Annotated in this window: 14 protein-coding genes; all 14 read left to right on the top strand. The window is 29.4% G+C overall.

Annotated features, from left to right (window positions below; all coding sequences use genetic code 11):
- Positions 1-20: 20 nt before the first annotated feature.
- The 14 genes from hemW to ACH36K_RS16250 all read left to right on the top strand — a co-directional run bounded on the left by hemW (position 21) and on the right by ACH36K_RS16250 (position 14,848).
- Complete coding sequence (gene hemW / locus ACH36K_RS16315; protein ID WP_411168653.1) at positions 21-1,154, top strand: radical SAM family heme chaperone HemW; 1,134 nt, start codon at positions 21-23, stop codon at positions 1,152-1,154.
- 189 nt (positions 1,155-1,343) lie between these two features.
- Entirely contained in the window at positions 1,344-2,375 is a 1,032-nt protein-coding gene (gene hrcA, locus ACH36K_RS16310; RefSeq protein WP_411170718.1) for a heat-inducible transcriptional repressor HrcA, read from the top strand.
- Positions 2,376-2,393: 18 nt separating this feature from the next.
- Positions 2,394-3,011, top strand: coding sequence for a nucleotide exchange factor GrpE (gene grpE, locus ACH36K_RS16305; RefSeq protein WP_411168652.1), 618 nt, complete (start codon positions 2,394-2,396; stop codon positions 3,009-3,011).
- A 58-nt stretch (positions 3,012-3,069) separates the two neighbouring features.
- A complete protein-coding gene (gene dnaK / locus ACH36K_RS16300) occupies positions 3,070-4,926 on the top strand; it encodes a molecular chaperone DnaK (RefSeq protein ID WP_411168651.1) in 1,857 nt (618 codons plus the stop codon).
- Between the two features lie 96 nt (positions 4,927-5,022).
- Positions 5,023-6,147, top strand: a complete 1,125-nt coding sequence (gene dnaJ / locus ACH36K_RS16295) for a molecular chaperone DnaJ (RefSeq protein ID WP_411168650.1) — start codon at positions 5,023-5,025, stop codon at positions 6,145-6,147.
- Between the two features lie 212 nt (positions 6,148-6,359).
- Complete coding sequence (tpx, locus tag ACH36K_RS16290; protein ID WP_411168649.1) at positions 6,360-6,857, top strand: thiol peroxidase; 498 nt, start codon at positions 6,360-6,362, stop codon at positions 6,855-6,857.
- A 169-nt stretch (positions 6,858-7,026) separates the two neighbouring features.
- The gene (prmA, locus tag ACH36K_RS16285; RefSeq protein WP_411168648.1) at positions 7,027-7,968 is read left to right on the top strand and encodes a 50S ribosomal protein L11 methyltransferase; all 942 of its coding nucleotides are present in this window, start codon (positions 7,027-7,029) and stop codon (positions 7,966-7,968) included.
- Positions 7,969-7,986: 18 nt separating this feature from the next.
- A complete protein-coding gene (locus ACH36K_RS16280; protein WP_411168647.1) occupies positions 7,987-8,739 on the top strand; it encodes an RsmE family RNA methyltransferase in 753 nt (250 codons plus the stop codon).
- A 2-nt stretch (positions 8,740-8,741) separates the two neighbouring features.
- Positions 8,742-10,046 carry a tRNA (N(6)-L-threonylcarbamoyladenosine(37)-C(2))-methylthiotransferase MtaB gene (gene mtaB, locus ACH36K_RS16275; protein ID WP_411168646.1) on the top strand — a complete coding sequence of 435 codons (1,305 nt, stop codon included), beginning with the start codon at positions 8,742-8,744 and terminating at the stop codon, positions 10,044-10,046.
- A 94-nt stretch (positions 10,047-10,140) separates the two neighbouring features.
- Positions 10,141-10,482, top strand: a complete 342-nt coding sequence (locus ACH36K_RS16270; RefSeq protein WP_411168645.1) for a histidine triad nucleotide-binding protein — start codon at positions 10,141-10,143, stop codon at positions 10,480-10,482.
- A gap of 118 nt (positions 10,483-10,600) precedes the next feature.
- Positions 10,601-10,777: a 30S ribosomal protein S21 gene (rpsU, locus tag ACH36K_RS16265; protein WP_008429643.1), complete on the top strand. Its 177-nt coding sequence runs from the start codon at positions 10,601-10,603 to the stop codon at positions 10,775-10,777.
- Between the two features lie 522 nt (positions 10,778-11,299).
- Positions 11,300-11,578, top strand: coding sequence for a sporulation protein YqfC (gene yqfC, locus ACH36K_RS16260; protein ID WP_411168644.1), 279 nt, complete (start codon positions 11,300-11,302; stop codon positions 11,576-11,578).
- A gap of 1 nt (position 11,579) precedes the next feature.
- Positions 11,580-12,719: a sporulation protein YqfD gene (gene yqfD / locus ACH36K_RS16255; RefSeq protein ID WP_411168643.1), complete on the top strand. Its 1,140-nt coding sequence runs from the start codon at positions 11,580-11,582 to the stop codon at positions 12,717-12,719.
- Positions 12,720-12,751: 32 nt separating this feature from the next.
- A complete protein-coding gene (locus ACH36K_RS16250) occupies positions 12,752-14,848 on the top strand; it encodes an HD family phosphohydrolase (RefSeq protein WP_411168642.1) in 2,097 nt (698 codons plus the stop codon).
- Positions 14,849-14,910 lie beyond the last annotated feature (62 nt).

Here is a 14,910-nt window from a genome sequence, read left to right as displayed (position 1 = left end):
ATAGAAAGAGTGATAATAAAATGAAAAATTTAAAGGAAATAGCCCTTTATATACATATACCTTTTTGCAAGCAAAAATGTTTTTACTGTGATTTTCCATCATATGCTTCAATAGATTATCTTAAGGAGGATTATGTAGAAGCATTGTGCAAAGAAATAAATGAAAAAGTAACAGATTATAAAATAAAAAGTATATTTATAGGTGGAGGAACTCCATCATATTTAGAAACGCATCAAATAGATAATTTACTAAAAACAATAAGTAACCTTAAATTAAATAAAGATATAGAGTTTACAATGGAGTGTAATCCAGGTACCTTAGATGAAGAAAAATTAAAAACTATGATAAATGGCGGAGTAAATAGAATAAGTATGGGGTTACAAGCTATTCAAAATTCCTTATTAAAAAATATAGGAAGAATACATAGCTTTAAGCAGTTTGAAGAAAATTTCAACTTAGTTAGAAAAGTTGGATTTAAGAATATAAATGTAGACTTGATGTTTGGATTACCAAACCAAAGTGTAGATGAATGGATAGAATCATTAGAAACTATAGCAAAATTACAACCAGAGCATATATCTGCATATAGCTTAATTGTAGAAGAAGGTACACCGTTTTATAAACTTTGGGAAAGGAATAAATTAATACTTCCATCAGAAGAAGAAGAAAGAAGTATGTATTCAATTACTAAGGAAATATTAAAAGAGTATGAATATAATCAATATGAAATATCAAATTACTCTAGAAGGGGATATGAATGTCTTCATAACAAGGTTTATTGGAAATGTGAAGAATATTTAGGACTTGGTTCAGCATCAAGTTCGTTTATAAATGGAAAAAGGATAAAGAATATAGAAGATGTAAAATCTTATATAGAAAAGATTAATAAAGGAGAATCTATTGTTGAGGAAGAGTTTCAAAACTCACAAAAGGATGATATGGAAGAATATATGTTTATGGGACTAAGAATGATTGAGGGAATAAATATAATTAAATTCAAAGAAAAATTTGAAATAGATATTAACAGTATATATAAAGATGTTATAGATAAAAATATAAATAAAGGACTAATTACATTAGAGAATAATAAATTAAGGCTCACTGAAAAGGGAGTGGAGTTATCAAATGGTGTTATGAGTGATTTTATATTATAAAATGATTTATATAGAAAAATTAAGAATGTAATAGAAAAATTAAGAAAAATAATAATAATTTAATATGTTGAAATTATATTATTTAATTTATACTTTTATGAAATTGACAAAAAAGCTAATAAGGAATATATTGATATTGTAGTCATTAGCACTCAGTAATAATGAGTGCTAACAGATAGAGGTGATGTTATGGCTATTGATGAAAGAAAAATAAAAATACTTCAGGCTATCATTAATGACTATATCATGACAGGTGAACCTGTTGGTTCAAGAACAATAGCTAAGAAATATGATTTAGGAGTTGGGTCAGCTACAATAAGAAATGAAATGGCTGATCTAGAAGATATGGGGTATCTAGAACAACCACATACATCTGCAGGTAGAATACCTTCAAATAAGGGGTATAGACTATATGTAGATAAGCTAATGGAAACTGGAAGGTTAACTCGTGAAGAGGAACTAAAAATTAAGGAGTACATTATAAATTCAGCAATGTATGAGGTTGATAAGATAGTTAAGAAAGCTTGCTCATTGTTATCAGAGCTTACTAATTTAACTACAGTAGTGCAAACTCCATCTGTAAGAAGTAGTTATATAAAATCTATTCAATTACTTACTATTGACAGTCATAATTTGGTTTCAGTTATAGTAGCAGACAGTGGAGTTATTAAGAATCACAGAATAAGGGTAAATAATATGCCAAGGCCTGAAACTATTCAAATGATAAATGAAGTCTTAAATTTAAGGCTAAGAAATTTAACAATTGAAGAAATTAACTTAGAAGTAATAAACAATCTTAGAATGGAACTGAAGGGTTTTGATGAAGTTTTTAATGGGATACTGCCAGCTTTATATGAAACCTTGAAAGAGGCGAATAATACAGAAGTATTTGTTGAAGGTACAACAAATATATTTAACTATCCAGAATACAACAATATTGAGAAAGCAAAAGAAATCCTTTCTCTTATAAATGATAAGGATAGTTTAATAGATTTGATAGAGCCAGGTAATGATATTACCATTAGAATAGGAGAGGAAAATTATTTTCCAGAAGCTAAAGATTGCTCTATAATATCTGCTGAATACTCTTTAGATGGCAGACCGATAGGGAAAATAGGACTAATTGGACCCAAAAGAATAAATTATTCAAAGGTTATTGCCATTATGGGGCAAGTTATGAAAGAGTTAAATAAAAGCCTAAGAAATCAAATTATAGAATAAAAGAGATGAGGTGTTGTTGTGGAAGATAACAGAGAAGTGAGAGAAGATTTAAAAGATGAAGCAATTGAAACAGAAAAAAATGAAGATATAAATTCTACTGTTGAAGCAGAGACAGATGAATCTTCAGATGATATAGTTGAAGAAATCTTAGAAGAAAAAAATGATAAGGAAAATGAGCTAGATATTATGAGAAAATTAAAAGACGAAAATAAAAAACTAAGTAACGAACTAGATGCTTTAAAAGAAAGATTGCTTAGGATATCAGCTGAATATGAAAACTATAGAAAAAGAACAACTAAAGAAAAAGAAGGTATTTATACAGATGCTTGTACAGATGTATTAAAAGAAATGATACCAGTATTAGATAATTTAGAGAGAGCTATAGCAGTAGATGGAAACGTAGATGATTTAAAAAAGGGTATTGAAATGACTATAAAGGGATTTAAGAACTCTTTTGAAAAATTAGGTGTTGAAGAAATAGATTCAACTGGAGAGTTTGATCCAAATCTTCATCAAGCTGTTATGCATATAGAAGATGAAAATTTTGAAAAGAATTCTATAGCTGAAGTATTCCAAAAGGGATATAAAAGAGGCGACAAAGTAATTAGATACACAGTAGTAAAGGTAGCTAATTAATATTGATATAAACAAAATCTATAAATTGAAAGATATAGTTTTTAGGAGGAAATAAATTATGGGAAAAATAATAGGAATTGATTTAGGAACAACAAACTCATGTGTAGCTGTTATGGAAGGTGGAGAACCAGTAGTAATAAGCAACTCAGAAGGAGCAAGAACTACACCTTCAGTAGTGTCATTCCAAGCTAATGGAGAAAGATTAGTAGGTCAAGTAGCTAAAAGACAGGCAATTACAAATCCTGATAAGACAATAATATCAATTAAGAGACATATGGGAACAAACTATAAAGTTAATATAGATGGAAAAGATCACTCACCACAAGAAATATCAGCAATGGTACTTCAAAAAATTAAAGCTGATGCAGAAGCTTATTTAGGAGAGTCAGTAACTCAAGCTGTTATAACAGTTCCTGCATACTTTAATGATTCTGAAAGACAAGCAACTAAAGATGCTGGCAAAATAGCAGGTTTAGAAGTTTTAAGAATAATAAATGAACCTACAGCTGCAGCTTTAGCATATGGTTTAGATAAAATGGATACTAACCAAAAGATATTTGTTTATGATTTAGGTGGTGGTACATTTGACGTATCTATCCTAGAATTAGGAGATGGAGTATTTGAGGTTTTATCAACAAACGGAGATACTAAGCTAGGTGGAGATGACTTCGACCAAAGAATTATGGATCACATAGCAGATACATTTAAGGCTGAAAATGGAATAGATTTAAGAAGTGATAAGATGGCACTTCAAAGATTAAAAGAAGCTGCTGAAAAGGCTAAGATTGAATTATCATCATCAATGCAAACTAACATTAACTTACCATTTATAACAGCTGATGCAACAGGTCCAAAGCATATTGATATGAATTTAACTAGAGCTAAATTTAATGAGTTAACTCATGACTTAGTTCAAAGATCAATAGAGCCAATGAAGAAAGCATTATCAGATGCAAATCTTTCATTAAGCGATATAAATAAAATAATATTAGTTGGTGGATCTACAAGAATTCCAGCTGTTGTAGAAGCAGTTAAGAACTTTACTGGAAAAGAACCATCAAAGGGAGTAAATCCAGATGAATGTGTTGCTGTTGGTGCAGCTATTCAAGCAGGTGTATTAACAGGAGAAGTTAAGGATGTATTATTATTAGATGTTACTCCATTAACATTAGGAATTGAAACTTTAGGTGGAGTTGCTACACCACTTATTGAAAGAAATACTACAATTCCAGCTAAAAAGAGCCAAACATTCTCAACTGCAGCAGATGGCCAAACATCAGTTGAAATTCACGTAGTTCAAGGTGAAAGACAAATGGCAGCTGACAATAAGACATTAGGTAGATTTACTCTATCAGGTATTGCTCCAGCTCCAAGAGGAATTCCTCAAATTGAAGTTACATTTGATATAGATGCAAATGGATTAGTTAAAGTATCAGCTCTTGATAAGGCAACTAATAAAGAAGCAAATATAACTATTACAGCTTCAACAAACTTAAGTGATTCTGAAGTAGATGCAGCAGTTAAGGAAGCAGAAAAATTTGCTGAAGAAGATAAGAAGAGAAAAGAAAAAATAGAAGTTAAAAATAATGCTGACCAAGTAGCTTATCAAACAGCTAAGACTTTAGAAGAGCTTGGAGATAAGGTATCAGCAGAAGACAAGGCTAAGATACAAGCTAAGCTTGATGAATTAAACAAGGTTAAAGATGGAGAAGATTTAGAAACTATAAAGAAAGCTATGGATGAATTAAATCAAGAATTCTATGCTATATCATCAAAGATATATGCAGATGCAAATGCTAATGGAGCAGCAGGAGAAGGATTTGATCCAAATAATATGGGCGGAGCAGGTGCAAGTCAAACTCCACATGATGATAATGTAGTTGATGCAGACTTTGAAGTTAAAGACGATAAATAGTTGTAACTTATTATTCTAATATATATAATATATGAGGGAAGGCTTGAGTCGTCTTCCCTTTTATAAAGTTTAAAATTAAAAATGGTGGTGAAGTAGATGGCAAATAAAGACTATTATGCATCCCTTGGAATTGAAAAGGGAGCTTCAGATGAAGAAATAAAAAGAGCCTTTAGAAAGCTAGCTATAAAATATCATCCTGACAAAAACCAAGGTGATACAGAAGCAGAGGATAAGTTTAAAGAAATAAATGAAGCTTATCAAGTGCTTTCAGATCCAGAAAAAAAAGCTAGATATGATCAATTCGGAAGTGTAGATTTTGATGGAAGTGGATTTGGTTCAGGTGGATTTGGTGGCTTTGACTTCTCAGAAATGGGAGGTTTTGGAGATATATTTGATAGCTTCTTTGGTGGCGGTGGTGGAAGAAAAAGAAATGGACCACAAAGAGGTGCTGATTTAGAATACACAGTTAATTTAACATTTGAAGAAGCTATATTTGGTGTAGAAAAAGAAATTTCTATAAATAGAAGCGAAAAATGTGAGTCATGTAAAGGAAGTGGAGCAAAAACAGGTACTTCTGCAAAGACGTGTCAAACATGTCATGGTCAAGGGCAAGTTAGAGTACAAAGGCAAACTCCATTAGGAAGCTTTGTTAGCACATCAACTTGTAGTACATGTGGTGGAAGTGGTAAAGTTATAGATGAGCCATGTACAACATGTCATGGAAAGGGAAATGTTAGAAAAAATAGAAAAATAACTGTGAATATTCCAGCTGGAGTTGATACAGGAAATGTAATGCCACTTAGAGGCCAAGGAGATCATGGAACTAATGATGGCCCAGCAGGAGATTTATATGTTAGAATTAATGTTACTTCTTCTAAAAAGTTCACAAGAAAAGGAAATGATATATATATAGATGCTCATATTTCTATGGGAAAAGCAGCATTAGGTACTGAAATAACTGTTGCAACTGTAGATGGAGATGTAAAATATATAATTCCAGCAGGAACACAATCAGGAACCTTATTTAGATTAAAAGGAAAGGGCGTTCCAAGAGTAAATTCATCAGGAAGAGGAGACCAATATGTTAAGGTTATAGTTGATATTCCTAAGAATTTAAATGAAAAGCAAAAAGAGGCTTTAAAGGTATTCATGGAATCTTGTGGAGAAAATATGGGGGAAGGAACTTCTCATAAAAAAGGATTTAAAGATTTATTTAAATAAAAGGATTAGCATTTGCTAATCCTTTTTTCTTTAATGGATATAAAATAAAGAGTTTAAAAATTTGAATTTATATTAAATATTTTTATAAAAATTTTTACATTATGGATAATTAATATTTACAAATAATTATTATCGTATATAATAGAGATATATAATTTTATGAGATTTTGTAAAAGATAAAATAGAAATCTTAAAGCGAGGAGAATGATAAAATGAAAACAGTTAAATTTCAAGGATCACCTATAACATTAGAAGGAAATATATTATCAGTTGGAGATAAATTTAAAGATTTTTCAGTGGCAACAAATGATTTAGGAGAATTTACTTTAAAAGATACAAAGGGAGCAAGAGTGTTTTTAACAGTACCATCAATTGATACTCCAGTTTGTGATATGGAAGTAAAAAGATTTAATAAAGAAGTAGATAATTTAAATGGAGTAACTTGTTATACAGTATCAATGGATTTACCATTTGCTCAAGCAAGATGGTGTGGCTTAGAAGATGTAGAAAAAGTAAAAACTTTATCTGATTATAAAAGCAGAAGTTTTGGAGAAGCTACAGGAACATATATTAAAGAATTAGGTTTATTAACAAGAGCATCATTCGTTGTAGATTCAAATGATAATGTAACATTTGTAGAATACTTAGATGAGATTACAAGTGAACCAAGTTATGATAAAATTTTAGAAGCAGCTAAAGCAGTAAAATAGCAAAATAATATAAAATGCAAATTAAAAGTATTTGGTTAATCCGGATACTTTTAATTTTTATAATTTTATTTAAAAGGACTTAATTACTTTAGCTTAATATATAGACAGAAAGTTAACATAAGTGTAAAATAATAAATTAGTCAAAGTATGTTTGAAAGGACTGATTTAAATGCAAGGAACTTGGATAGAGGTTAGAGTTATAACTAAAAGTGAGGCACTAGAACCTGTTTCAGGAATATTTTATGGATTAGATTGTAAAGGGGTTGCGATTGAAGATCCAAATGACATATTAGAAAGAGAGCAAGGGCCATTAACTTGGGATTTTGCAGATATAAATGTATTAGAACATAAGGGCGAGGTTGCTGTTGTTAAAGCTTATTTTTCAGAAGAAGATAATATAGATGAAATATTAAAGTATATAAATGAAAAAATGGATGAACTTAAAGAACTTGGAATTGATACAGGAGTAGCTAAAGTAGAAAGTGAAAAAATGTTCGAAGAAGATTGGGCTAATAACTGGAAAAAGTATTATAAGCCAACTAAGATTGGAGAAAAAATAGTTGTAAAACCTATATGGGAAGAATATAATCCACAGGGAAAAGAACTAGTAATAGAACTTGATCCTGGCATGGCTTTTGGAACAGGTACCCATGAAACAACAAGAATGTGTATTCAATCCTTAGAAAAGTATGTAAAAGAAGATAGTACCGTTTTTGATGTTGGATGTGGATCAGGAATACTTGCTATAGCTGCAGCAAAACTTGGTTCTAAAATGGCTGTTGGCGTTGACTTAGATCCTGTCGCTGTTGAATCTGCTAAAGAAAACGTTGGATACAATAATTTAGAAAATATACAAATACTATATGGTAATTTAGTAGAAGTAATTGATGGAAAAGCTGACATAGTTGTCGCTAACATAATAGCAGAAGTTATATGTATTTTAACAGAAGATGTTAAAAGGGTTCTAAGTAATAATGGATACTTTATTACTTCAGGAATAATACATGACAGGGTAGATATGGTTACTAAGAAGCTTGAAGAAACTGGCTTTGAAGTGGTAGAAATAAATAAAGATGGGGAATGGAACTGTATAGTTGCCAAAGTAAAGTAGTTTTAAGGAGAATGAACAATGCATAAATTTTTTACTCCTAAAGAAAATTTTATAGATAAGCAAGCAAAAATTTTAGGTGATGATGTAAAACATTTATATAAAGTACTAAGGCTAAACGAAGGGGATAAAATAGTTTTAAACAATTGTACTGGTGAAGAATTTCTAGCTACTATATCATTAATAACTAAGCAAGAAGTAATAGTTGATATAGAAGAAAAACTTCAAGTAAACAATGAAAGCAATGTAAAAATATATTTATTTCAAGGATTACCTAAGGCTCAAAAGATGGATTTGATAGTTCAAAAAGGTACAGAGCTTGGAATTACTGAGTTTATACCAACCTTAACAGAAAGAGTTGATATAAAGCTAAAAGGAGATTTTAAAAAGCTAGATAGACTAAATAGAATTGCCTTAGAAGCTGCAAAGCAAAGTAAAAGAAGCTTAGTTCCTAAAGTAGTAGATCCAATAAGTTTTGAAGAAGCATTAGATAAAATGAAGAATTTAGATATAGTTATAGTTCCATATGAAAATGCTGAAAACTTTGGAATAAAAACTTTATTTAATAAGACTAATATTGATATATCTAAAATTAATACTGTTGGAATATTAGTTGGTCCAGAAGGTGGATTTGAATCAGATGAAATAAATAAACTAAAAGAAAATGGTGCTTATATAGTAACTTTAGGAAGTAGAATTCTTAGAACTGAAACAGCAGGTTTTGTAGCTACTTCTTTAGTTCAGTATGAGCTAGGAGATTTAGGAGGAAATTAATAATGAAAGTTGCATTTTCTACATTAGGCTGTAGAGTTAACGTATATGAATCAGAAGCAATGGCTGAGAAGTTTATAAGAGAAGGCTATGAAGTTGTAGATGCTAGTGAAGCAGCTGATGTATATGTAATAAACACGTGTACTGTTACTAATATGGGTGACAAAAAATCAAGACAAATTATAAGTAGAGCAAGAAGATTAAATGAAGGCGCTATAATTGCAGTTGTTGGGTGCTATTCACAAATAGCGCCTAAAGAAGTTTCAGAGATACCAGGTGTAGATGTTGTTCTTGGAACTAGGAACAAAGGTGATGTAGTTTACTATGTTAATAAAGCTAAAGATGAAGGTAAATCACAAGTTCATGTTGAAGGTGTACTTAAAAATAAAAAGTTTGAAGAACTTAATATAGAAGAATACCAAGATAAAACTAGAGCTTTCTTAAAGATACAAGATGGATGCAATAGATTTTGTACATATTGTATAATTCCTTATTCAAGAGGATCAGTTTGTTCAAAGGATCCTAAGAAAGTATTAGAAGAAGTTAATAAACTTGCTGAACATGGCTTTAAAGAAATAATTTTATCAGGGATACATACAGCTTCATATGGATTAGATTTAGAAGGTAAAGTTAACTTGATAGATATAATAGAAGAAATTGAAAAGGTAGATGGAATAGAAAGAATAAGAATAGGATCAATTGAACCAGCATTCTTTACTCCTGAAGTTATAGAAAAGATTAAGAAGTTTAAGAAGCTATGTCCACATTTCCATTTATCATTGCAAAGCGGGTGTGATTCAACACTTAAAAGAATGAATAGAAGATATACGGCACAAGAATATGCTGATTCAGTAAATCTTTTAAGAGAAACTATGCCTGATGTATCTATAACAACAGATGTTATTGTTGGGTTCCCAGGAGAAACAGAAGGGGAGTTTAATGAAACATATGAATTCTTAAGAAACATTAAGCTTACTAAGACTCATGTATTTAAATATAGTCCAAGAAAAGGAACTAAAGCAGCAGATATGCAAGATCAAATAGATGGTAGCATAAAAGAAAAAAGAAGTAAGCTATTAATAGAATTAAGTAATAAAAATGAAAAAGAATTTATAGAAAAGTTTATAGGAAAAGAAATGAATGTACTTATAGAAACAGAGGTTAAAGGGCAAGAGGGTGTGTATGAAGGGTATACAAGAAACTATATAAAGGTTCAAGTGCCGTGTTCATGTACAGATGTTACTGGAAAAATAGTAGATATAGAAATAACAGAGTCAAAAGATGAAGTAGGAATAGCAAAACTTTTATAATTTATAAAATAGTATAGTAATTTTAATTTAGCTATATCTATACAAATTAATTATAAATAATTTTCTTAATAATTAAGAGAAGGGTGGTGAATTTATGGATTGTATTTTTTGTAAAATTGCAAATGGTGAAATTCCGAGTAAGAAGCTATATGAAGATGATAAAGTTATAGCTTTTCATGATATTAGCCCAGAAGCTCCTATTCATTTTTTAGTTATACCTAAAGAGCATATTAAAAGTGCAAATGAATTAAATGAGCAAAACTCAAATATTATTTCACATATTTTCATTGTTATTAATAAGTTAGTAAGAGAACTAAAAATAGACGAAACAGGCTATAGAATTATAAATAACTGTGGGAAAAATGGGGGGCAAACGGTAAGCCACTTGCATTTTCATGTCTTAGGACAAAGAGAATTAAAGTGGCCACCAGGCTAAATAGTTTCAATCTAGATATTGACTTTAATATGTGTCTATTGTATAATATAGCGTGTGTTATTAAGCCCGTAGCTGAGTTAAATTAATTAATTTGAGCTAGCGGAGGGAGGGATAATAGATGTCAGAAATAAAAGTTGGAGAAAATGAAACACTTGAAAGTGCATTAAGAAGATTCAAAAGAAAATGCGCAAGAGCTGGAGTTCTTTCAGAAGTTAGAAAGAGAGAACACTATGAAAAGCCAAGCGTGAAGAAAAAGAAAAAATCAGAAGCTGCTAGAAAGAGAAAGTTCAAGTAAGAACTATTTTGGTTTAAAATTTCACTAAAACTTAATTTAATAAGCTATTATTGGAGGCTCACTTTAATCCAATAAGTGTGAAGGTATTGATTTCGAATCAATATATTAAGGTTGAGGACCATAAGGTTATATATTTTAGCAAAAATAAGTGTGAGAAATTATTATACTTGAATTTTAAAGGGAAATAGACAGGATTTAATTAATCATATTATTTGAGAATGTAGATCTTGTTAAATTACCTTCCTCAGCAGTTAAATAAAAGAAAAAATAAAATTATTAAAGAAACGGCTACACCATAGGTGTTAATAACATTGAAGATATAGCTAAGTCTTAATGAACTTAGTAATGACATTTTAAAGTCAATTGATAAGAAAAATATTAACTAATAAATAAAAGCAAAAGGAACTATAATTGCAGTTCCTTTTGCTTTTTTATTTTTAAAATTTATAAACAAATTATGTGTAATTTTCTATATATTCTTATCATAAAGTACTATTAGGAAAAATATAAGGAGAGAAAATTATGCAAGGAAAAATAGAAAAAAGTAGAGAAGTTATAGCTGAAAAATTTGATTTACCTAAAGATATAGTTTTAAATGTTCCTAAGATAACAATTATAGGAAATGATGAAATAACAATAGAAAATCATAAAGGAATAATATTGTTTGAAAGAAACATCATAAGAGTAAACACCAAGGTCAAAGTAATTAATATTGAGGGAGAAAACTTCGAAATATTATATATTGGAGATTCTACAATTACTATTAGTGGCAAATTCAAATCTATATCATACGAGGTGTAATATGGCTGGGGGAGTTTTTGATAGTGGAAAGGTAGTAGTCGAAATTAACATATTAAGACCAGAAAGACTTTTAAACATATTATGGAGTGAGAATGTAAATGTTATAAATGTTAAGCGAATAGATATAGCAACTATTAGAGTAACAATAAACTATAATGACTATAATACTCTGGTAGAAGCTGTTAAAAGGCTTAATGGAAAAAGTAAAATTATAGGAAGTTCAGGGATTTTATTTTTTATAGGTAGGTTAAAGAGTAAGATGTTTTTAGCTTTGGGTGGTGGAATGTTTATAATATTACTACTATATTTCTCCACTTATATATGGAGTATAGAGATAAATACTAAAAAGAATGTTGCTCCTTATGAATTAAGACAACAATTATATGACATAGGAATAAAGCCAGGAATAAGCAAAAAGAAAATAAAGGTTAAGGAATTAGAAAAACAATTAGAGAATATGAATTCAGATATACTGTGGTTAAGAGCGAGGATAGAAGGTTCTACATTAAAAATATTTATAGAAGAAAAGGTTAATCCTCCAGAAGAAAAGGAAAGAAAGCATGGGAACCTAGTTGCAAAAATGGAGGGGGAAGTAAGGAGGGTTTATGCATTTTCAGGAAGATCTGCAGTTCATATAGGTGATTTAGTTAAACCAGGAGATATAGTTATAGAAGGTATTAACGGAAAAGAAGAGGAACCTTATGAAGTTATACCAGAAGGTGTTGTTATGGCAAATACTTTTTATGAAAAAAGTATGAGAATTAAAATAGAAGGTACAGAATTAAAGAGAAATGGAAATAAAGATAGTGATATATATCTAAAAATATTCGGAAAAAAAATTTATCTTAAAAAGGCTATAAAAGAATTTAAAGAATATGATAGAATAGAAGAGAGTGGAAAAATACTAAATAAAGTTAAATATTTTCAAAAAGAAGAAGTTGCAGTTCAATTAACTGAAGAAGAAGCTGTTAATAAAGCATTAAATAATCTTGAAGAATCTCTTTACAACAATTTAACTAGAGAGGCTAAAATAGTTGATAGGATAGTAAATTCAAAAGAAGATTCAGATGGAAATATAATAGTTAATGTAGTTTTTGTAGTAGAACAAAATATAGTTAATAATGATCCTGTAGATTATTAGTATGGATTAATATTAACTATAGAGATTAGAGGGTGATAGACGTGGTTTTAGATAAAGAAAGCAAAAATGAAAACAAAAATGAAACTAAAAAAGAAGATAAAAAATACAAAAGAATCTTTATTTATTTATCTGTATTTTTAGCTATATACTTACTTCTATTAACTGTAATTGCACCTAAAAAGCATAATTTATCTGTTGGAGATATAGCACCAGTAGATATAAAAGCACCTATTGATACAATAGATGAAATTGCAACTAAGCAAAAAGAAGAAGAAGCTATGGCTAAGGCAAGAGAAGATAAGCAATATATTGTTAAAAGCGAAGTTAAAACACAAGCAATTGAAAATGTTAAGAAATTATTTAATAAGCTTGCAACTGAAAATTCGTCTACTAAAGAAGAGAAGGATAAAATAGCTGAAGTAAAAAAGATAGAAGAGTTTAGCTTAACTGATGCTGAATATAAGACATTAGTTGAATTAAATTCAGCAAAAGTTTCTGAGGTGCAAGAATTAGTAGTAAATGTATTAGAAAGAGTCTATAAAGAAGAGATAGAAGAAAATAAGTATGAAGATTTATTAGAGGCAAAGGGAATAGCAGATACTCAATTATCTAATAGCAATATAGATAGAGGCTTAGAAGAGGTTTTAAAAAATATATGCTATACACAAATTAAGCCTAATAAATTTATTGATAATGATAAAATAGAACAGTCAATAAAAGAAGCTCAAAAAAGTGTTCAAAAAGAAATAATAAAGAAAAATCAAATTATAGTAAAAGAAGGAGAACCTGTAACTCAAAGGCAAATAGAAATATTAAAAGAATTAGGCCTTTTAAATAGTGGTACAACAAAGAATTACTTTTCATCATTTATTTCATTAGGAATATTAGTATCATTAGTATTATTCATTCAGTATGGCTACATATCTAGAGAAAGACCAGATATATTTAAAAATAATAGAATGATAATACTTATAAGCAGTATTAACCTTATAATACTTATAATTTCTATGGGACTTAATATAATTTCACCATATTTAATACCTTTGGTATGTAGTGCGATGTTAATGACTATATTAATAGATTATAGAATATCCTTAATAATTAACTTACTTAATATAATTTTTATATCTATAATAGTTGGCTTTAGCCCCGGAGTTATAATTTTATCTATAGTAAATGTTGTGCTTGGATCAACTGCACTAAAGAAGGTTCAACAAAGAAATGATATAATATATTCAACTCTGTATATAACTATTATATCTTCTGTAGTTACATTAACTTCAGGAATGTTAGCCTCAAATGATTTAAAAGAAATATTTATACAAACAGGATATACAGCTATAGGTGTTTTAATTTCTGGAATATTAGCAGTTGGATTATTGCCATTTTTTGAATCAATATTTGATGTAGTTACTAATATAAAGTTATTGGAACTATCAAATCCTAATCAGCCATTAATGAAAAAATTATTAATGGAAGCACCAGGAACATACCATCACAGCATGATGGTTGCAAATCTAGCAGAAGCCGCTACAGAAGCAGTAGGAGGAAATCCAGTAATGGCTAGAGTTGGAGCATATTATCATGATATTGGAAAAACAAAGAGACCGTATTTCTTTGGAGAAAATCAAATGGGGAAAGAAAACCCTCATGATAAGATAACTCCTAATTTAAGCACATTAATAATACTATCTCATCCAAAAGATGGACTAGAGATGGCTAGGGAGCATAACATTCCTAAGGCTATTCAGGATATAATGGAACAGCATCATGGAACTACATTAGTTAAATATTTTTATTATAAACTTAAAAATTCTTCTGATAAGCCTGAGGAAATAAAAGAAGAGGATTTTAGATATCCTGGACCAATACCATCTACAAAAGAGTCAGGAATTATAATGCTTGCAGATAGTGTAGAAGCAGCTGTAAGATCTATCAGTGAACCAACAAAAGGCAAAATAGAAGAGATGGTAAATAACATAATAAATGACAAACTAAATTCAAGACAACTTATAAATTGCGATTTAACCTTAAAAGATATAGAGACTATAAGAAAAAATTTCTTGAAAACTTTAGATGGGATATATCATCATAGAATTGAATATCCAACAGAAAAGAAAGTTAAATAATTATTAATGTAATTTTATAAAGGATTCGAGAGGGAGGGGTTATAGTGCCTTTCCCTTTAAAT

Origin of the sequence: Clostridium sp. MB05, assembly GCF_046581255.1 — a bacterium.
Classification (GTDB): domain Bacteria; phylum Bacillota; class Clostridia; order Clostridiales; family Clostridiaceae; genus Clostridium.
Note: the sequence above shows the minus strand (reverse complement) of the source record. Positions and strands in the feature narration are given on the sequence as shown.